Origin of the sequence: Xanthomonas citri pv. mangiferaeindicae, assembly GCA_002240395.1 — a bacterium.
GTDB classification, from domain to species: Bacteria; Pseudomonadota; Gammaproteobacteria; order Xanthomonadales; family Xanthomonadaceae; genus Luteimonas; species Luteimonas citri_A.
Window position 1 is genome coordinate 663,992 of the sequence record CP016836.1, and the last position, 19,876, is coordinate 683,867.

The 19,876-nt window shown below is 69.5% G+C and carries 14 protein-coding genes and 2 pseudogenes; 6 read left to right on the forward strand and 10 right to left on the reverse strand.

The window, feature by feature from the left end; genetic code table 11:
- Positions 1 to 136: 136 nt before the first annotated feature.
- The gene (locus tag BEN78_02895; GenBank protein ID ASR42496.1) at positions 137 to 1,861 is read left to right on the forward strand and encodes a cation:proton antiport protein; all 1,725 of its coding nucleotides are present in this window, start codon (positions 137 to 139) and stop codon (positions 1,859 to 1,861) included.
- Positions 1,862 to 1,874: 13 nt separating this feature from the next.
- On the opposite strand, the gene BEN78_02900 is transcribed toward BEN78_02895, so the two are convergent.
- Positions 1,875 to 2,774 carry a TIGR01777 family protein gene (locus BEN78_02900; protein ID ASR42497.1) on the reverse strand — a complete coding sequence of 300 codons (900 nt, stop codon included), beginning with the start codon at positions 2,772 to 2,774 and terminating at the stop codon, positions 1,875 to 1,877.
- Positions 2,775 to 3,011: 237 nt separating this feature from the next.
- Positions 3,012 to 5,597, reverse strand: coding sequence for an ATP-dependent chaperone ClpB (locus BEN78_02905; protein ASR42498.1), 2,586 nt, complete (start codon positions 5,595 to 5,597; stop codon positions 3,012 to 3,014).
- 188 nt (positions 5,598 to 5,785) lie between these two features.
- On the opposite strand from BEN78_02905, the gene BEN78_02910 reads away from it, so the two are divergent.
- Positions 5,786 to 6,511, forward strand: coding sequence for a glutathione S-transferase (locus BEN78_02910; protein ID ASR44873.1), 726 nt, complete (start codon positions 5,786 to 5,788; stop codon positions 6,509 to 6,511).
- A 244-nt stretch (positions 6,512 to 6,755) separates the two neighbouring features.
- Here BEN78_02910 and BEN78_02915 read toward each other — a convergent pair whose 3' ends face one another.
- Complete coding sequence (locus BEN78_02915) at positions 6,756 to 7,310, reverse strand: hypothetical protein (protein ID ASR42499.1); 555 nt, start codon at positions 7,308 to 7,310, stop codon at positions 6,756 to 6,758.
- Between the two features lie 58 nt (positions 7,311 to 7,368).
- Here BEN78_02915 and BEN78_02920 point away from each other — a divergent pair, with 58 nt between their 5' ends.
- Together BEN78_02920 and BEN78_02925 are read left to right on the forward strand one after the other, a co-directional pair.
- Positions 7,369 to 9,159, forward strand: a complete 1,791-nt coding sequence (locus tag BEN78_02920) for a glucoamylase (protein ASR42500.1) — start codon at positions 7,369 to 7,371, stop codon at positions 9,157 to 9,159.
- Positions 9,156 to 10,526, forward strand: a complete 1,371-nt coding sequence (locus BEN78_02925; GenBank protein ID ASR42501.1) for an alpha,alpha-trehalose-phosphate synthase (UDP-forming) — start codon at positions 9,156 to 9,158, stop codon at positions 10,524 to 10,526. The genes BEN78_02920 and BEN78_02925 overlap by 4 nt, the downstream gene beginning before the upstream one ends.
- An 81-nt stretch (positions 10,527 to 10,607) precedes the next feature.
- Here BEN78_02925 and BEN78_02930 read toward each other — a convergent pair whose 3' ends face one another.
- The 7 genes and pseudogenes from BEN78_02930 to BEN78_02960 form a co-directional block, all read right to left on the reverse strand.
- Complete coding sequence (locus tag BEN78_02930; protein ASR42502.1) at positions 10,608 to 11,141, reverse strand: lactoylglutathione lyase; 534 nt, start codon at positions 11,139 to 11,141, stop codon at positions 10,608 to 10,610.
- A gap of 108 nt (positions 11,142 to 11,249) precedes the next feature.
- On the reverse strand, positions 11,250 to 11,612 hold the full coding sequence (locus BEN78_02935; GenBank protein ASR42503.1) for a hypothetical protein: 363 nt from the start codon (positions 11,610 to 11,612) through the stop codon (positions 11,250 to 11,252).
- A complete protein-coding gene (locus BEN78_02940) occupies positions 11,609 to 11,803 on the reverse strand; it encodes a hypothetical protein (GenBank protein ASR42504.1) in 195 nt (64 codons plus the stop codon). The genes BEN78_02935 and BEN78_02940 overlap by 4 nt, the downstream gene beginning before the upstream one ends.
- A gap of 53 nt (positions 11,804 to 11,856) precedes the next feature.
- Positions 11,857 to 13,472: pseudogene (locus tag BEN78_02945) on the reverse strand (hypothetical protein).
- A 207-nt stretch (positions 13,473 to 13,679) separates the two neighbouring features.
- On the reverse strand, positions 13,680 to 15,944 hold the full coding sequence (locus tag BEN78_02950) for a TonB-dependent receptor (protein ASR44874.1): 2,265 nt from the start codon (positions 15,942 to 15,944) through the stop codon (positions 13,680 to 13,682).
- A gap of 222 nt (positions 15,945 to 16,166) precedes the next feature.
- On the reverse strand, positions 16,167 to 16,940 hold the full coding sequence (locus tag BEN78_02955) for a multi-copper polyphenol oxidoreductase (protein ID ASR42505.1): 774 nt from the start codon (positions 16,938 to 16,940) through the stop codon (positions 16,167 to 16,169).
- Positions 16,937 to 17,924, reverse strand: a pseudogene (locus BEN78_02960) (RNA pseudouridine synthase). Before BEN78_02960 ends, BEN78_02955 begins: the two are co-directional and overlap by 4 nt.
- Before the next feature lie 88 nt (positions 17,925 to 18,012).
- On the opposite strand from BEN78_02960, the gene BEN78_02965 reads away from it, so the two are divergent.
- Positions 18,013 to 18,870: a competence protein gene (locus BEN78_02965; protein ASR42506.1), complete on the forward strand. Its 858-nt coding sequence runs from the start codon at positions 18,013 to 18,015 to the stop codon at positions 18,868 to 18,870.
- A gap of 66 nt (positions 18,871 to 18,936) precedes the next feature.
- Positions 18,937 to 19,863 (forward strand): lipid A biosynthesis lauroyl acyltransferase, encoded by a 927-nt coding sequence (locus BEN78_02970; GenBank protein ASR42507.1) that lies wholly within the window; start codon positions 18,937 to 18,939, stop codon positions 19,861 to 19,863.
- The last annotated feature ends 13 nt before the right edge of the window (positions 19,864 to 19,876 follow it).

Here is a 19,876-nt window from a genome sequence, read left to right on the forward strand (position 1 = left end):
GCAGGCGACGGCGCGCCAATGTCTGCGCTCGCAGCCGTGATGGCGCGCATCGCCGCGCCTGTCGGCTTGCGGGCGCGGGTTGCCTGGATACGGACGCGTCGGCGACACTGCAATACTTGTCCCCCACACTTCGCCGATGCCGCACAACACCGACCTGATCAACATCGTCGCCGTCGGCCTGGGCATGGCCTTCGTGTTCGGCGCGCTCGCCAACCGACTCCGGCTCTCGCCGCTGGTGGGCTATCTGGTCGCAGGCATCCTCGTCGGACCGTTCACGCCCGGCTTCGTCGCCGACCAGGCGCTGGCCGACCAGTTGGCCGAGATCGGCGTGATGCTGCTGATGTTCGGCGTCGGCCTGCACTTCTCGCTCAAGGACCTGCTCGACGTGAAGTCGATCGCGATCCCGGGCGCGTTGACCCAGATCACCGTGGCCACCCTTCTGGGCTGGGGACTGGCGGCGCTGATGGGATGGCCGACCGTCCAGGGCATCGTGTTCGGCTTCGCACTGGCGACCGCCAGTACGGTCGTGCTGCTGCGGGCGATGGAGGAGCGCCGGTTGCTCGACACCACGCGCGGCAAGATCGCGGTCGGCTGGCTGATCGTCGAGGACCTGGCCTGCGTGATCGCCCTGGTGCTGATGCCGGTGCTGGCCGATGTGATGCACAGCACCGGCGGCGAGGAGACCACGGTCGGCTCGGTGCTGCTGAGCGTCGGCTGGACGCTGCTCAAAGTCGCGATGTTCGTCGCGGTGATGCTGCTGGTCGGGCGGCGCGTGATCCCGTGGGTGCTCGAGCGGATCGCCGGCACCGGCTCGCGCGAACTGTTCACGCTGTCCGTACTCGCGATCGCGCTGGGCGTGGCGTTCGGCTCGGCGGCGATCTTCAGTGTGTCGTTCGCGCTCGGCGCGTTCTTCGCCGGCATGCTGCTCAACGAGTCGGAGCTCAGCCACAAGGCCGCGAACGATTCGCTCCCCCTGCGCGACGCATTCGCGGTGCTGTTCTTCGTCTCGGTTGGCATGCTGTTCGATCCCCGCATCCTGCTGCTGCACCCCTGGCAGGTGCTGGCGACGGCGCTGATCATCATCTTCGGCAAGTCGGCGGCCGCGTTCCTGATCGTGCGCGCGTTCAAGCACCCGACCAGCACCGCACTGACGATCTCCGCCAGCCTGGCGCAGATCGGCGAGTTCGCCTTCATCATCGCCGGGCTCGGCGTGGCGCTGGACATCCTGCCGCCCGATGGCCGCTCGCTGGTGCTCGCCGGCGCGCTGATCTCGATCATGGCCAACCCGCTGATCTTCGGCCTGCTCGACAGCTGGCAGGCGCGTCGCGCGGCCGCCACGGCGGCGTCGGCACCCGAGCCAGCCCAGCCGATCCAGGCGATTCCGGCCGACCTGCGCGGCCATGCCATCCTCGTCGGCTACGGTCGCGTCGGCCGGCAGCTGGCCGAACTGCTGCAACAGCGTGAAGTGCCGCTGGTGATCGTCGAGGACGATCCGGACCTGGTACGCAAGGCCCGCGATCGCGGCCTGCTGGTGGTGCGCGGCAACGTCGCCTCCGAACCGGTGATGCGTGACGCCGCTCCCGAGCGCGCGGCGCTTGCGATCTTTGCCATCCCACAGGCACTGGAAGCCGGCGAGGCGATCGAGCGCATGAAAGCCATCAATCCGGGCATCACGGTGCTGGCACGCGCGCACAGCGACGGCGAAGTCCGCCATCTGCTCGAGCACGGCGCAGACGGCGCGGTGCTGGCCGAGCGCGAACTGGCCTATTCGCTGGCCGAGATGGTCATGTCGACGCCGCCGTTCCGACCGGTACGTCCGGGCAGCGACGCGGCCACACCGCCGGCGCCGCAGCCGGGCTGAGCGCAGACCTGGGTCAGCGCAGTTCGGCGTCGAGATAAGGCGCCAGGCGCGACCACGCGAATTCAAAGCCCGAGGCCAGCAAGCGCGCCGGCAACACGCGCTGCCCGTCCACCAGCAGCGTGGCCATCTCGCCCAGGCCCAGCGCCAGCGCGCGCGCCGGCACCGCCAGCACCACCGGACGCCGCAGGGCATCGGCCAGCGCGCGGGTGAAATCGGTGTTGTCCACCGGCTCGGGCGCCGTGAGATTGCACGCGCCGACCGGCGCCTGCGGCTCGCCGCGCAGATGCGCATGCAGTAACGCAAGGACGGCCGCCACCCAGTCCTCACGTGCGATCCAGCTCAGCATCTGGCGGCCGTCTCCGAGCCGGGCGCCAAGGCCGAGCCGGAACGGCGGCAGCAGCCGCTGCAGCATGCCGCCGTCGGGATGCAGCACCACACCGGTCCGCAGCCGCACCACCGGCACGCGGTCCTCGGCAACGCGGGCGGCGGCCTCCCATTCCTCGCACAGACGATGCTGGAACTCGTCATGCGGCGCGCCCTCCTCGTCCAGCGGCAGGTCGCCCTGGGCGCCATACCAGCCGACCGCCGAGCCGCTCAACAGTACCTTCGGCGGGACATGCGCCGAGCGAATCCAGTCGACGAGGACACGCGTCGGGATCAAGCGGCTGTCGCGCAGCACCTGCTTGCGCGCGGCGCTCCAGCGGCGTTCGGCAATGCCGGCGCCGGCCAGATTGACCACCGCATCGAAACGGTCGTCCGACCACAACGCGGCGTAGTCGCGGACCTCGACGCCGTCGGGAGCCGGGGTCGAGGCCCGGCGCGACAGCCAGGTCACACGCGCGCCATCGCGCTGCAGCGCGCGGGTCAATGCGCTGCCGAGAAAACCGCTGCCGCCGGTGATCAGGATGTGCATGCCGAAGGCCCTGTCGCGTTGCGGGGATGCTCGCGCGGCGGTAGGGAAGCGAGCGTCAAGGTCATGGCGAACCGCGCTTTGGCTGGTCGAAGGACGTGTATCGGGAAGGCCCGTGCCCCCACCCGGCACGCTTGCGCGCGCCGACCTCCCCCTCGGGCGGGGGAGGTGTCCGTACTCGCTCGCGCCGAGACCACGCGACAGGTGGAGAGGTGCAGGCTGCGGGCTCGCCAGCGGGGGTCAGGCCTTTGCGAAGCCCAGTTCGCCGCCGGCCGCGTCGACCATGATCGTGTCTCCGCTGGCGAACTCGCCGGCGAGGATGCGTGAGGCCAGCGGGTTCTCGAGTTGCTGCTGGATCGCGCGCTTGAGTGGGCGTGCGCCATAGACCGGGTCGAAGCCGACGTTGCCCAGCAGATCGAACGCAGCGTCCGAGACCTCGATGCGCAGCCCGCGCTCGGCCAGGCGCTTTTCCAGCCCGCGCATCTGGATCTTCGCGATCTCGCGGATCTGCGCCTTGCGCAGGGGGTGGAACACGACGATGTCGTCGAGCCGGTTGATGAACTCGGGCCGGAAATGCGCCTGCACCACGCCCATCACCGCGGCCTTCATCTGCGTGTAGGCCTCGGCCGAATCGTCGCCGGCCAACTCCTGGATCTGGTGCGAGCCGAGGTTGGAGGTCATCACGATCACCGCATTGCGGAAATCGACCGTGCGCCCCTGGCCATCGGTCAGACGGCCATCGTCGAGCACCTGCAGCAGGATGTTGAACACGTCGGGATGCGCCTTCTCGACCTCGTCGAGCAGGATCACGCTGTAGGGCCGACGGCGCACCGCCTCGGTCAGGTAGCCGCCTTCCTCGTAGCCGACGTAGCCCGGAGGTGCGCCGATCAGCCGGGCGACCGAGTGCTTCTCCATGAACTCGCTCATGTCGATGCGCACCATCGCGTCCTGGCTGTCGAACAGGAACTCGGCGAGTGCCTTGCACAGCTCGGTCTTGCCGACGCCGGTCGGCCCCAGGAACAGGAACGAACCGGTCGGCCGATCGGGATCGGACAGGCCGGCGCGCGAGCGGCGCACCGAATCGGAGACAACCTTGATCGCCTCCTCCTGGCCGACCACGCGCGCATGCAGCTGCGACTCCATCGCCAGCAGCTTCTCGCGCTCGCCCTCGAGCATCTTGCTGACCGGAATACCGGTCCAGCGCGCGACGACCTGCGCGATCTCCTCGGCGGTGACCTTGTCCTGCAGCAGTTGGAAGCCCTGGGTCTCGGCCTCCTGCGCCGCCTTGAGCTGCTTCTCCAGTTCCGGGATGCGCCCGTACTGGATCTCGCTCATGCGCGCATAGTCCTGCGTACGTTGCGCCGATTCGAGATCGAGCTTGGCCGCTTCGATCTGCTCCTTGATCTTGGTCGCGCCCTGCACCGTGGCCTTCTCGGCCTTCCAGACTTCCTCCAGGTCGTTGTACTCGCGTTCCAGAGTGCCGATCTCGGCCTCGAGGTCCGACAGACGCTGCTTCGACTCGGCGTCCTTTTCCTTCTTCAGCGCCTCGCGCTGGATCTTGAGCTGGATCAGCCGGCGCTCCTTGCGGTCGAGCTCCTCGGGCTTGGAGTCGATCTCCATGCGGATGCGGCTGGCCGCCTCGTCCATCAGGTCGATGGCCTTGTCGGGCAACTGGCGGTCGGCGATGTAGCGGTTGGACAGCGTGGCCGCGGCGACGATCGCCGGATCGGTGATCTCCACGCCGTGGTGCACCGCATAGCGCTCTTTCAGACCGCGCAGGATCGCGATCGTGTCCTCGACGCTGGGCTCGCCGACGAACACCTTCTGGAAGCGGCGCTCGAGCGCGGCGTCTTTCTCGACGTACTTGCGGTACTCGTCGAGCGTGGTCGCGCCAATGCAGTGCAGCTCGCCACGGGCGAGCGCGGGCTTGAGCATGTTGCCCGCGTCCATCGCACCGTCGGCCTTGCCGGCGCCGACCATCGTGTGCAGTTCGTCGATGAACAGGATGATCTGGCCCTCGTTCTTGGCCAGATCGTTCAGCACGCCCTTGAGGCGCTCCTCGAATTCACCGCGATACTTGGCGCCGGCGATCAGCGCGCCCATGTCCAGCGAGAGCACCCGCTTGCCGCGCAGGCCTTCGGGCACCTCGCCGTTGACGATGCGCTGGGCCAGACCCTCGACGATCGCGGTCTTGCCCACGCCGGGCTCGCCGATCAGCACCGGGTTGTTCTTGGTGCGCCGCTGCAGCACCTGTACCGTGCGGCGGATCTCCTCATCGCGCCCGACGACCGGGTCGAGCTTGCCGCTCTCGGCGCGCGCGGTCAGATCGATCGTGTACTTCTCCAGTGCCTGGCGCGCGTCCTCGGCGTTTTCGTCCTGCACGCTCTCCCCGCCGCGGATCTTCGCGATCGCGGCCTCGAGCCGGGCCTTGTCCGCGCCGGCCGCCTTTAGCGCCTTGCCTGCGTCGCCGCCGTCGTCGAGCGCGGCCAACACGAACAGTTCGGAGGCGATGAAGGCATCGCCGCGCTGCTGGGCAAGCTTGTCAGTGACATTGAGCAGGCGCGACAGGTCGTTGCCGACCGACAACTGCCCGGCCTGCCCAGTCACCTTGGGCATGCGCTCGAGCGCCTCGGTCAGCCGCTCGCGCAGCACCGGCACGTTGACGCCGGCCTGGCCCAACAGCGGCCGGGTGCCGCCGCCCTGCTGATCGAGCAGCGCCAACAGCAGGTGCACCGGCTCGATGAAATTGTGGTCGCGGCCCACGGCCAGCGACTGCGCGTCGGCCAGCGCCTGCTGGAAACGCGACGTGAGCTTGTCCATCCGCATGACGGGTGTCCTCGAAGAAAGAGGCCGGCGCCTGCCGGCGATGTCCACCACATGCGGCCGAAGCGGCCGGTTGCAAGCGTCAGCCCGTGCTCCGTTGGCCCCGGGCCGGCGAACGGCCGCCGTGTCCTCACCCGGCGCAGGCACCGCGCCCGGCAGGATGCGGGGCGATCCCGCCTGGAGGCATGTCCATGCAGTACCGCCTGTATTACTGGAACGGCCTCCAGGGGCGCGGCGAGTTCGTTCGCCTGGCGCTCGAGGACGCAGGCGCCGACTATATCGACGTGGTGCGCGAGCAGGGCGACACGGCAATGGACTCGTTTCTCGCTGGCCGGGCGATCGGCCTGCGCCCCTTCGCCGCCCCGTTCCTGGAAGCCGGCGGCCAAGTCATCGCTCAGGTTGCGGCGATCCTGCACTTCCTCGGCCCGCGGCTGGACCTGGTGCCCGACGATGCGGCGGGCCGGCTGCAGGCGCTGCAACTGCAGCTCACGATCGCCGACCTGGTGACCGAGGTCCACGACAGCCACCATCCGATCGCCAGTGCCGCGTACTACGAGGACCAGAAGGATGCCGCGGCGCGCCGGGCGGCCGATCTGCGCCAACACCGCCTGCCGAAATTCCTCGGCTACTTCGAAGCCGTGCTCGGCCAGGCCGGCGGCGCGTACATCCTCGGGCGCCACTCCTACGTCGACCTGTCGCTGTTCCAACTGCTGCGCGGCCTCGACTACGCCTACCCCGAGGCGATGGCGTCGCTGTCGCCGACACTGCCGCGGCTGCGCGCGCTCGAGGCGCGGATCGCCGAGCGCCCGAACCTCGCGGCCTACTTGGCCTCGACGCGTCGGCTGCCGTTCAACGAGCAGGGCATCTTCCGCCACTACCCCGAACTCGATGGCGCGATTGCACGCTCGAGCCTGTGACACGCTGCGCGGATTCACATCGGTTTATCGCCGCGCAGGCAATCATGTTGCGATGCGCCAATCACTGGAAGCCACCGCGCCCTCGCCCTCCACCCCCGCCCCGCACCGCGGGCCGCCCCCGCCTCCAGCCGACGACTGGGCCTTGTTTCTCGATGTCGACGGCTGCCTGCTGCCATTCGCCGAACGTCCTGATGCGGTGTCCGTGCCCGCCGCGCTGCTCGCGCGGCTGGTCGCACTGCGCGCTTCACTGGGCGGTGCACTGGCGCTGGTCAGCGGACGCAGCCTGACGACGCTCGACCGGCTGTTCGCACCCGAACGGTTCACCGCCGCCGGCCTGCACGGCGTCGAGCGGCGCCGTGCCGATGGCATCGGCCACGGCGCGCCGTCGCCGGCCGCATTGGCCGCGATCCGCGACGAGGCCGTGGTGGTCGCACGTCGGTATCCCGGGGCCGTGGTCGAAGACAAGGGCGCGGCGCTCGGCCTGCACTGGCGCGGCGCGCCGCAGGCCGAGGTCGCACTGCGCACGTTCGCCCAAGCCATGCTGCCGCGGCTGCCCGGCTACCAGCTCCAGCCCGGCGACCATGTCGTCGAACTGCGCCCCGAGCATGCCGACAAGGGCAGTGCGATCCTCGCGTTCCTGGAGGAGTCGCCGTTCGCCGGCCGCCGTCCGGTGTTCGCAGGCGACGATCTGACCGACGAGACCGGCTTTGCCGCGGTCAATGCCCGTGGCGGTATCAGCGTGCTGGTCGGCGACCGCGCTGCCTCGGCCGCCCAGTTCGCGCTGGCCGACCCGGCCCAAGTGCACCGCTGGCTCGGCGTGCCCGCCCCCCTTTCCGCCCCGCCCCGGAGATCTCCCGATGACGCCAGCCGACACCTCCACCCTCAACCTGGGCCTCGTCGGCAACGGCAGCTTCGGCGCGCTGTTCGACGCGAAGGCCCGGTTGGTCTGGTCGTGCTTGCCGGCCTTCGACGGCGATCCGACATTCTGCGCCCTGCTCTCGCCCAAGGCCGGCCATGGCGACTGGTCGATCGAACTCGACGATTTCGCGCGCAGCGAGCAGACCTACATCGAGAACACCGCGATCCTGCGCACGGTGTTGCACGACCGCCACGGCGCCTCGATCGAGATCCTCGACTTCGCGCCGCGCTGGCGCCAGCACGGGCGGTTCTACCGCCCTGTCATGCTGACGCGCCGGGTCCGCCTGCTCTCGGGCAGCCCGCGCATCCGCGTGCTGCTGCGCCCGCTCGCCGACTGGGGCGCGCGCACGCCGGAAAGCACTTGGGGCAGCAACCACATCCGTTTCCTGCTGCAGGACTTCGCGCTGCGCGCGACCACCGACATGCCGATCCGGCTGCTGCGCGAAGGCCTGGCATTTGTGCTCGATCGCGATCTGCATTTCGTGCTCGGCCCGGACGAAACGCTGACCCAGCCGATCGACGAGTTCGTGCGCGACGCCCTGCACCGCACGACCGACTACTGGCGCGAGTGGGTGCGCTACCTGTCGATCCCGCTCGACTTCCAGGAGGCGGTGATCCGCAGCGCGATCACCCTGAAGCTGTGCCAGTACGAGGACAGCGGCGGCATCATCGCCGCGATGACCACCTCGATCCCCGAGGCACCGGGCACCGCACGCAACTGGGACTATCGCTACTGCTGGCTGCGCGACGCGGCGTTCGTCGTGCGCACGCTCAATCGCCTGGGGGCGACCCGGACGATGGAGGAATACATTCGCTACATCTTCAACCTGGCGGTCAGCGACGACGGCGACATGCAGCCGGTCTACGGCATCGACTACGCGCACGAGTTGACCGAGGAGGAGATGCCCGCCCTGGCCGGCTACCGCGGCATGGGTCCCGTGCGTCGTGGCAACCTGGCCTATGTGCAGCGTCAGCACGACACCTACGGCAGCGTGGTATTGGCCTCGGCCCAGCTGTTCTTCGACCGCCGCCTGGAACACCCGGGCGATGCAGCGACATTCGCCAAGCTCGAACCACTCGGCGATCTGGCCTGGAAGCTCTACGACCAGCCCGATGCGGGGCTGTGGGAATTCCGCGGCAAGGCCCACGTGCACACCTATTCAAGCGCGATGTGCTGGGCGGCGTGCGACCGGCTGGCGCGGATTGCGGTGCAGCTCGGCCTGGACGCGCGCGCTACCCACTGGCGCGAGCGCGCCGATACGATGCGCACGCGGATCCTGGCCGAGGCCTGGAACGCCGAACTCGGTCATTTCGCCGATGCCTTCGGCGGCGACCGCCTCGACGCCTCGCTGCTGCTGCTTGCCGATCTCGGCTTCGTGACGCCTGAGGACCCGCGCTTCATCGCCACCGTCGATGCGATCGGACGCACGTTGCGCCATGGCGACGGCCTGTTCCGCTACGTCGTCCCCGACGATTTCGGCGCGCCGGAAACGAGCTTCACGATCTGCACGTTCTGGTACATCGACGCGCTGGCCTCGATCGGGCGCCACCACGAAGCACGCAGTCTGTTCGAGACCATGCTCGCGCGACGCAACCACCTCGGCCTGCTGTCGGAGGACATGTCGTTCGAGGACGGCGAGGCATGGGGCAACTTCCCGCAGACCTACTCGCATGTCGGCCTGATCATGGCCGCGATGCGGCTGTCGCGGTCGTGGCAGGAGGCGGCATGAGTCGCCTGGTCGTCGTCTCCAACCGGGTGGCGCTGCCGGACTCGGACCAGAACGGCGGCCTGGCGACCGCGCTCGATGCCGCGCTCAAGGAGGCCGGCGGCCTGTGGTTCGGCTGGAGCGGCAAGGTTGCCCGCGCGCATTCGGGCGAGGTGCATCGCGCCACGCACGAGAACATCGACTACCTGACCATCGACCTGTCGCGGGAGGACTACGAGGGCTACTACAACGGCTTCTCCAACCGCACGCTGTGGCCGCTGCTGCATTTCAGGCTGGATCTGGTCGACTACAACGCGTTGACCCAGGCCGCCTACCGCGGCGTCAATGCGCTGTTCGCCGAGAAACTGGCCAAGGAGATCCGCGACGATGACATCGTCTGGGTCCACGACTATCACCTGCTGCCGCTCGCACAGGAGCTGCGCCGACGCGGCGTGCGCGCGCGCATCGGTTTCTTTCTGCACGTGCCGTTCCCCTCGGCCGACATCGTGGCCGGGCTGCCGCACCACGAAAAGACCTTCGGCGCGCTGGCTGCCTACGACCTGGTCGGTTTCCAGACCGAACGCGACCTGGAGCGGTTCCAGGACTACATCCGGCTGTTCCGCGGCGGCAGCGTGGCCACGCGCGGAACGCTGCGCGACCACGACGGGCGCAGCTTCCAGGCCGATGCCTTCCCGATCGGCATCGACGCCTCGGCGATCGCGAAGCTGGCGGCAAATGCCGCACGCAATCCCGCGGTGCGGCGGATGCAGGCCAGCCTCACCGGTCGCGCGCTGGCGATCGGCGTCGACCGCCTGGACTACTCCAAGGGCCTGCCCGAGCGCTTCCGCGCCTTCGAGCGCGTGCTCGACAAGCACACCGACCTGCGTGGCCAGCTGACCTACCTGCAGATCGCCCCGGTCTCGCGCGGCGGCGTCGCCAGCTATCGCGCATTGCGCCGCGAACTCGAGCAGTACGCCGGCCACATCAACGGCGCCCACGCCGACCCGGACTGGACGCCGGTGCGCTACGTCAACCGCACCTACCCGCACGCGACGCTGGCCGGCTTCTACCGGCTGGCGCGCATCGGCCTGGTCACCCCGCTGCGCGACGGCATGAACCTGGTCGCCAAGGAGTACGTCGCCTCCCAGGATCCCGAAGATCCCGGCGCATTGGTGCTGTCGATCTTCGCCGGCGCCGCCCGCGAACTCGACGGCGCCCTGCTGATCAATCCCTTCGACAGCGACGGCGTCGCCGACGCGATCGCCGCGGCCCTGAAGATGCCGCTGGACGAACGCCGCGAGCGTTGGCAGTCGATGATGCAGCGCATCTCCAGCTACGACATCCACGCCTGGCGACGCGACTTCCTCGACCGCCTCCAACAGACCCGCTGACGGGGCTAACACCGGGGTCAGAGTCGCTTTTCTTCCGAGTCGGTCGATACCCTCAGCGTCCCCACGCAACCCCGGTTGAGCTCAAAGCGGCGCGGGCTGGATGATTTCGACCCAATAGCCGTCGGGATCCTTGATGAAGGCGATCGAGCGCATGCTGCCGTCGCTGAGCCGCTTCTGGAACGGGACCTCCAGCGCTTCGAAGCGGGCGCAGGCGGCGCGGATGTCGGGCACGCTGACGCAGATGTGGCCGAAGCCGCGCGGTTCGCGGTTGCCGTCGTGGTAGACGGGGCCGTCCTGATGTTCGGTGCCGTGGTTGTGGGTCAACTCGAGCACGCCGCGTTGCGAGGCCAGCCACTGGCGGCGCGCTTCGTCGTCGTCGGGCAGGACGCCGGCGTCGTCGATCAGGACCAGGAAGTACAGCGAGAACTTCGCGTCGGGGAAATCCACCTTGCGCGCAAGGGTGAACCCGAGCACGCGGGTGTAGAAATCCAGCGATGCGACCGGATCCTTGACCCGCAGCATCGTGTGGTTGAAGACGAATTCGCGCGTGGCGGTGTCGCGTTCGGCGGCGACGCCGGGGACCTGGGCGAGCGCGGCACGGGTCTGTGCGGTCATGGCACGGCATCCAAAAGGCGGGGGATGCGCCATTATCGGCGATCGGCCGACGGCCTGCGGCGACCCCGCGCAACGCTGCGTCGCGGGCCCACCCGCCCGCGCCTCCCGTCAGCCCTCGCCGGTCTGCGGTTGCAGCCAGCCGCGCGCCCGGAATACTGGACCGACCAGCGGCAGCACCGCCTCGATCTCGAACACGCAGCGCCCGTCGACCTCGCGCTCGTTGCCACGCACGTCCGCCAGCAGCCGCGCCGGCAGCGGCAGCACGCCGAGCGCGCGTGCGCCGACCACATTCCAGTACAGCGTCCCGCTATGATGGTGGAGGACGCAGCGTAGTTGCAGCGCGCCCCGACGCAAACGCAGCTGGCCGTTGCGGTGCCACAGCCGCCAGCGCGCCTGGGCCCGTCTCGGCGTCGTGGCGAGATCGCGCAGCCAGATTTCCCCGCGTGGCCCGGTCGTGCAATCCAGGGTCAATGCCGCATCCGTGGTGGCGCCGGGCACGCCGGCCAGACGCGCACACAGCCGCGCCAAGAGCCCCGACTGCGCTCGATCGTCATCGCGCCGGCATGGCGCGCCTGCCCGCGCACGCCGTGCAGCGTGCGCAGCGCATCGGGCATCCGGAAGAACGCGGCGCCGAGCAGGGTCTGGAACAGCGTCGGCGCCATCGCGCGGCCTGGAACGGATCGGGCGCGCAGGATAGCGCTTGCGCGCCTTGCGTTCAGCCCGGATCGATCACCGCAGGCGGTCGTCGCTGCAGGCCGAGCAGGCCGATCGCCACCGCCAGCACCGCGTACGCGGCCGCGAACTGGAACGCGATCGCCTGGCGCAACCCTTCCAGTTGCCACGGCAGCACCAGCGCACCGGCCGGGTGCACCGAATGGATCACCCCGAACAGGGTCGCGACCGCCGCCACCAGCAGCGTCGCCACGGCCGTGCCCAGGCGCCGATCGACCAGCGCGACCAGCGCCGTCGCCCACAGCATCGCGGTGATAATGAAGCCGTTGCCGAGCACGACGATCGTCGCCATCTCGGGCAGGCCATGGCCGGCATCGACCTGTGCATACAGCGCGGCCATCCGCGCAGGATCGATCCAGGCCGGATTGCCGAACTTGATGTTGAGCAGGTAGGCAATGGCCGGCAGGAATGCGAGCGCCACCGCGATCGCATGCTCGCGTCGCGTGCTGTGAAAGGCCTGCACGGTGATGTCGATCCCGACAAACACGATGATCGGTGCCAGGACCGCGACCGGCAGCCACTGCACCAGACCCGAGACCAGGCCCAGCATGCCGCCCAGGCCGACAAACAGCCCGGTCAGCAGCGTGTAGCCACTGCGCGCACCCATCTGTTTGTAGGCCGGCTGGCCGATGTATGGCGTGGTCTGGGCGACGCCGCCGCAGACGCCCGCGACCAACGTCGCGATCGCCTCGACCAGCAGCACATCGCGCGTGCGGTAGTCGTCGCCGGCCGCGCGTGCGCTTTCGCTGACGTTGATGCCGCCCACGACCATCAGCAGGCCGAACGGCAGCAGCAGCGACAGATACGGCAGCGTGGCAGGCAGCCCGGCGAGAAACCCGAGGTTCGGCCATGGCAGTGCAGGCGCCGGCCAATTCGCGTCCGGCAACGCGAAGCCCGGCGAGAGGCCGGCGAGACCGAGGCCGTAGTACAACGCGAGACCGACCAGTAGCGCGAACGGCACGCCCGGTAGACGGAACGGCACGGGGCCGCGCGCGACCAGCACGTAGAGCAGCAGGCCCAGCGTCGCGATCCCCGCAACCGGTGAGCGCAGCGTTTCGATCAGCGGCAGAAAACCGAGCAGCATCAGCGCCGCGCCCCGATCGAACCCAGCAGTGCTGCGCGCGGCACAACGCGCGTGATCCAGTCGCCGGCGAAAGACAGCGCGAGCTTCAGCACGCCCATGACGATCAGCGAGGCCATGCCCAGCTGCCAGGTCGCGATGCCGGCGGCTTCGGCGTCCATCCCCTGCCGGCCGAACGCGAGGAACGCGGGACCCAGCACCAGCAAGGCCATGCCGATGCTGGTCGGGGCATCCAGGCCGAGCGGCATCGCGGTGACGTCATCGCGGCCGCTGCGCCGTGCAAGACGACGCGCCATCGCCGTGTACAGCAGATTGCCGATCAGCACGCCGAGCGCGGTGCCCGGAAACATGCGACCGAACACGATGTCAGCGGGCACCCCGAAGATTCCGACCAGCGCGGCGGCGATGAAGCCGAGGATCGAGAGGTTGTCGACGACGAGGCCGAAAACGCCGTTGATATCGCCGACGACGAACCAGCGAAGACGAGAGCGGGGAGCGGCAGCGGTGGACATCGGCATTCCGGAAAAACGGGGGATCGAGCGCACGGTCACCGCGACAGATGCCGACGCATCCGTCGTCAGCAGACCCATGTCGACAGGCTGCGCGTGCGCCGACATCGCGATCTTGCGGCGCCTGCCGGGAGACGGCAACGGGCGGGCGGAACCCATAGCGTGCGCCCCACGCCGGCGCCCGCCGCGCCATCGGCGGCGGGCCGGGTCGGCCTTTTAGAACTTCGCCATGAACTCCACGCCCCAGGTCCGGGGCTCGTTGACGAATCCGGTCAGGTTGTTGAAGTCGATGCCACCGACGATGCGCGTGCTGTCGGTGATGTTGCGACCGAACACGGCGAGATCGTAGCGGCCCTGGTTCCAGTTCGTGCCCACGCGCAGGCCGCCTTCCAAGGTCGAGCGGCCGCGGAACTCCGGCGACTCGTAGAGGAAGAAGTTGACCTGTCCGCGATACGCCCAGTCGGTATAGACGTAGAACTCCGCGTCGTCGCCGACCGGCACGCCCCAGCGCGCGGTGAGGTTGTGGATCCACTTGGGCGCCTGCGGCAGCGCATTGCCGTCCACGCGCGCGGAGGTCTGCCCGTCGATGACCACCGTGGGATCGTTGACCGTGCAGCCGCCGCCGCAGATCGCGACCGCAAGGTTCGGATCGCGGATCTCGGTGTCGTTGTAACTCGTGCCCCAGGTCACCAGCAGGGTGTCGGTGAGCCAGGCCTGCAGGTCGAGCTCGACGCCCTGGCCGATCGACTTGTCGGCGTTGAGCAGGATCGCCTGATTGGTCGCGCCGCCCACGGCGATCAGCTGCTGGCCGTCGACGTTGTAGCGGAACAGGTTGAAGCCGATCCGGCCACGGCGGTCCCACAGGTCCGCCTTGATGCCGAGCTCGTACGAAATCACTTCTTCCGAATCCGCGACCGAGATGCCGCCGAAGGCCAGCCGGCCCTGGATCGAGGGCGCGCGGAAGCCCTTGGCGACGCGGCCGTAGACGTTGACGTCCTCATTGAGCTCGTAGACCGCGCTCGCATCCCAGCTGATGTCGTCGACATCGGTATCGGCGAAGTACGGGCCGCCGACCGGCGTCCCTAACGGCACCGCCTGCAACACGCTGGCGCTGAAATCCTTCTTGTCCTGGGTGTAACGCAGGCCGCCGCGTAACTTCAGACGATCGGTCGCGGCGTATTCGCCCGACGCGAACAGCGCCCAGGCGGTATTGCGTTGCTGCTGCACCGCGTGGCCGATCTGCGGATTGCCGGGGCTGAGCGAATCGTAGTTGAGGCTGTCGACGGTCAGTTCCTCGCGGAACCAGAACGCGCCTGCCTGCCAATCGAAGGGGCCGTCGAGATTCGACTCCAGGCGCACTTCCTGGCTGATCTGCTTGTGATCGGGAATACCGTCGGCCGATTCGGAGGAGAAGGGAATCAGCCCGGGCCCCGAGTCGGGCAGGAAGACGGCGCCGTAGCCGCCGTCGATGTCGCCGCGGTTCAACGATTCCAGCGTCTCGTAGCCGGTAACCGAGTACAGACTGTACTGGCCGAAGTCCCAGCGCAGCCGGGCGCTGGCGCCCCAGGTCTTGAGATCGGAAAAGTTGACGCCGTCGAGCGCGACCCGGTCGCGGTCGAAGCCGGGGCGGAACCGGTTGCCGCCCGGCGAGACGAGGTTGGCGCGGAACAGTCGCGCGGTGCCATTGAGATCGCGCCGATGCAGGTTGAACAGCCCCTCGAAGCCGTCGCCCTCGTACAGGAACTGCACGCGCGCGGCCGATTCGTCGTAGCCCTCGAAGCCGTCGTTGGGCGCACCGGCCAGGGTGTTGCGCACCGAGTCGTCGCGGCGCTGGTAGAGCGCCGACACGCGCGCCGACCAGCGCTCGGCCAACGCGCCGCCGACCGCGCCCTCGAAGTTCCACATGTTGTCGCTGCCGTAGGCGAGCTTGCCGTAGCCCTCGAAGTCCTGGCTCGGGCGCACCGAATCGAACTTCACCACGCCGGCCGGCGTGTTGCGTCCGAACAGCGTGCCCTGCGGGCCGCGCAGCACCTCCACGCCGGCGATGTCGAACACCGGGAAGCCCTTCAGCAGCGGGTTCTCCAGCACCACATCGTCATAGATCAGCGACACCGGCTGCGAGGCGTTGAGATCGAAGTCGGTGTTGCCCAGGCCGCGGATGTAGAAGCGCGGAAATGCGCGGCCGTAGCTCGACTCGATGTTGAGGCTGGGCACGCGGCCCGACAGGAACCGGATGTCAGTGCCACCGCTGCCCAGCACGCCGAGCTTCTCGGCATCGAGGGTGGTGATCGAGACCGGCACGTCCTGGATGTTTTCCACACGCCGCTGCGCGGTCACTTCGACCGCATCGAGCGTCGCGGCCGTCGTCGGCGGCGCGTCGGTGACCTGGGCGAAGGCGGCCAGCGGCAGTGCAGCGGCAAGCGCCGCGGCGAGCTGCGAACGGGACGGACGGCACGCCTGGCGGAAGGGCTTGAGCGACATGGCAGGGATCTCGAGCAAGGAGGGAAAGATCGGCGAGAAACGATGGGGCGACGCGCGGCCAGGCGCGACGCACGCGCAGCCGGCACCGGGCGGCTCGGACAGCAGACGCACAACGGATACGGCAGGACGATCGTCGGCAAGGCGGGGCGCGTCCCGGAGCCGGGGCGCGCCGCCACACTGTATTGCGATCTCCGGCTGGGCGCCTGAACCGGTTTGGCGGCGCTAGTCGCCGATCCAGGCGAGCGTGGCGATCCGGCCGCTGCGGCCGTCGCGTCGGTGCGAGAAGAACGCAGTCGGCTCGCAGATCGTGCAGCGCCCGCCGCCGTGCAGCGCACCGGGGCACAGGCCCGCAGCGACCAGCCGGCGGCGTGCCAGCGCGAACAGGTCGACCCGCCAGTGGCCGGGCCGGGTAGCGACGAAGGCCGCCGCCGCGCCCGCGTCGGGCCCGACGAAGGCATCGTGCACCTCGGCGCCCACTTCATAGGCCCGCGGCCCCGCCGCCGGGCCCAACCAAGCGCGCACATCGCCGGGCGGCGTGCGCATCGCGCCGAGCGTACGTTCGAGCACACCGGCGGCCAGGCCGCGCCAGCCCGCATGCGCCGCGGCGACCTCGCGGCCGTCGTCGGCGGCGAACACCACCGGCAGGCAGTCGGCGGTCAGGATCGCCAGCACGGTCCCGGGCACCGACGTCACCGCCGCATCGGCTTCGGGCTCGGCATCGATCGACTCGGCGCCAGTGGCCGGCGCGTCGAAACGCAGCACCGTCGTGCCATGCACTTGGCGCAGCCAGTGCGGCGGAGATGGCAGCGCAAGCAGTTGCGCCAATGCGGCGCGGTTGCGGTCGACGACCACCGGGTCGTCGCCCTCGGGCGAATAGCGGTTGCCGAGATTGAAGTGATCGAACGGCGGCGCCGACGCGCCCGCACCATGACGCAGCGTGGTCCCGGCGCGCACGCCCGGCGGCGCGGGCCAGTCGGCGGGCAGCCAGGCGCTCATCGGCGCGCCAGGTCGCCGTGCTCCGCAGCGTCGGCGCGCAACACTTTGAGCAGGGCCTGCATGTCGGCCGGCAGCGGTGCGCTGCAGCGCACGGCCTCGCCGGTCGTGGGATGGCGGAATTCCAGCGTCTCGGCATGCAGCGCCTGGCGACGGAAGCCGCGCAGCATCGCCGCGGTCTCCTCCGACGCGCCCTTGGGCAGCTTCAGCGCACCGCCGTATAGCGGGTCGCCGAGGATCGGATGGCGCAGATGCGCCATGTGCACGCGGATCTGGTGGGTGCGGCCGGTCTCGAGCCGGCACTCGAGCGCGGTGTGCGCGCGGAACCGCTCGCGCAGGCGGTAGTGGGTGACCGCCTCGCGGCCGTCCTCGCGCACAGCCATGCGCAGGCGATCGCGCGGGTGCCGGTCGATCGGCGCGTCCGCGGTGCCGCCCGAGACCAGGGCCCCGACGACGATCGCGAGGTACTGGCGATGCACGTCGCGCGCCGAGAGCTGCTCGACCAGCGCGTTGTGCGCCTCGAGCGTGCGCGCGACGACCATCACGCCCGAGGTGTCCTTGTCGAGCCGGTGGACGATGCCTGCGCGCGGCAGTGCGGTCAGCGACGGATCGCGAAACAGCAGCGCGTTGACCAGGGTGCCGTCGGGGTTGCCGGCACCCGGGTGCACGACCAGGCCGGCCGGCTTGTCGATCACGAAGACCTGGTCGTCCTCGTACAGCACCGACAACGGGATGTCCTGCGGCAGCGCCTCGGTCTGGGTGTCGAGGACCACGTTCAGGCGGACGGTCTCACCCCGACCACCGGGTCACGGGGCGCGGCACGGCCCCGTCGAGCAGGACGTCGCCGGCCTTGATCCAGGCGGTGAGACGGGAGCGCGAGAACTGCGGGAACAGTTCGGCCAGGACCGCGTCGAATCGGCGTCCCGCGGCGGCGTCGGGCACCGTGGCGGTGCGCTGGTCGGGAAGGTCGCTGGGGACTGGCTGCATTGGACGGCTCGGATTCAGGCGTGGGCGACGGGCACAGGGCCCGGACTGGTATTATCCGCGGTTCGTGCCCCGACCGCCCATCGCCTCCATGACCCCACGCCTTGCATCGACGACCCGCGCCCTGGTGTGCCTGCTGCTGGCCGTGCTGGTTGCCACCGGCTGTTCCCGCGGCAAGACCAAGGACGACGAGAACGAGGGCGTGCCGGTCACCGAGCTCTACGACAAGGGCCACGCGTCGATGCGCATGGGCAACTGGAGCAACGCGGCGACGACCTTCCGCCGCCTGGTCGCCCAGTACCCTTACGGGCCGCACACCGAGCAGGCGCTGATCGAGATCGCCTACGCGCAGTACAAGATGGGCAACAACGAGGAAGCGATCTCCAGCATCGACCGCTTCATCCGGACCTATCCCACGCACCGCAACATCGCCTACATGTACTACCTGCGCGGGCTGGTGAACTCCAACCGCGACACGGTGTTCCTGCAGCGCGTGTGGAGTCTGGACAGCAGTCGCCGCGACCTGGCCTCGCCCAATCAGGCCTACGCCGACTTCAACACCGTCACCGAGCGCTTCCCCAACAGCCGCTACGCCGCCGACGCGCGCCAGCGCATGGTCGCGCTGCGCAATATGTTCGCGCGCCACGAAATCGAGACCGCGCTCTACTATCTGCGCCGCGGTGCATACGTCGCTGCGACCGAGCGGGCGACCTATCTGCTGGAGACCTATCCGCAGAGCGAGTATCAGAACGATGCCGTCGCCGTGCTCGCACTCGCCTACGACCGCCTCGGCAACGACACGCTGTCTGCCGACGCGCGCCGGGTGCTGGAGCGCAACGAACCCGATCACCCGTATCTGACCGGCTCCTGGCCGAACGAGCCTTGGCGTATCCGCCGCCTCAACCCGTTCGCGACCGAGCGCACCGCGATCGACAGCGACCGCGACTGACGACACGCAACGCCGCCCTCCGGGGCGGCGTTCTTCGTTCGGGGCCCGGGCGCTTAAACTCCCCGGATGTCCGCCTTGCTCGCCCGCCTGCTGTACCTGCTCGCCACGCTGGTCGGCCTGTTGCCGCCTGTCGTGCAACGCGCGATCGCAACCGCCGTCGCCACCCTCGGTCGCCTTGCTGGCAGCCGCGAAAGCCGCGTCGCGCTGCGCAATCTCGAACTCGCCTATCCCGAGCTTTCGCCCGACGAGCGTGAGGCCTTGCGGCGTGCGGTGCTGCGCACCACTGCGCTGCAGATGCTCGAGACGCTGCGGCTGTGGACCCACCGCCCGGCGCACAACCTGCGCACGATCCGCGAGCAGCACGGTGTCGGACTGTTCGATGCGGCGCTCGCGTCGGGCCGTGGCCTGATCGTCGTCGCACCGCACTACGGCAACTGGGAACTGCTCAACCAGTGGCTGGCTGCACGCACGCCCATCTCGATCCTCTACCGCGCCCCGGAATCGGCCGTCGGCGAGGCCTTTCTGCGGCTGGTGCGCGCACGCGCCGGCGACGACAGCCGCGTGACCCAGGTGCGCGCCGAAGGCCCGGCCGTGCGCCAGTTGTGGAAGACCCTGCGCGACGGCGGCGTGGCCGGCATCCTGCCCGACCAGCAGCCCAAGGCCGGCGACGGCGAATTCGTGCCGTTCTTCGGTCTGCCGGCCCTGACGATGACCCTGGTGCCGCGGCTGGCCGAACGCACCGGCGCGACCGTGCTCTACGCCTACTGCGAGCGCATCGACGACGGCCCCGGGTTCGCACTGCACATCGAGCCGGCGCCCGAGGGCATCGCCGATGCCGACGTGCCGCGCGCGACCGCCGCGCTCAACGCCGGCGTCGAGCACATCGCCCGCCGCGATCCGGCGCAGTACCAGTGGACCTACAAGCGCTACAAGGCGCGGCCGTCCGGTTCGCACGACGACAACCCCTATCTCGACCTGGAGCGCCGCCGATGACCCTGCCGACCGA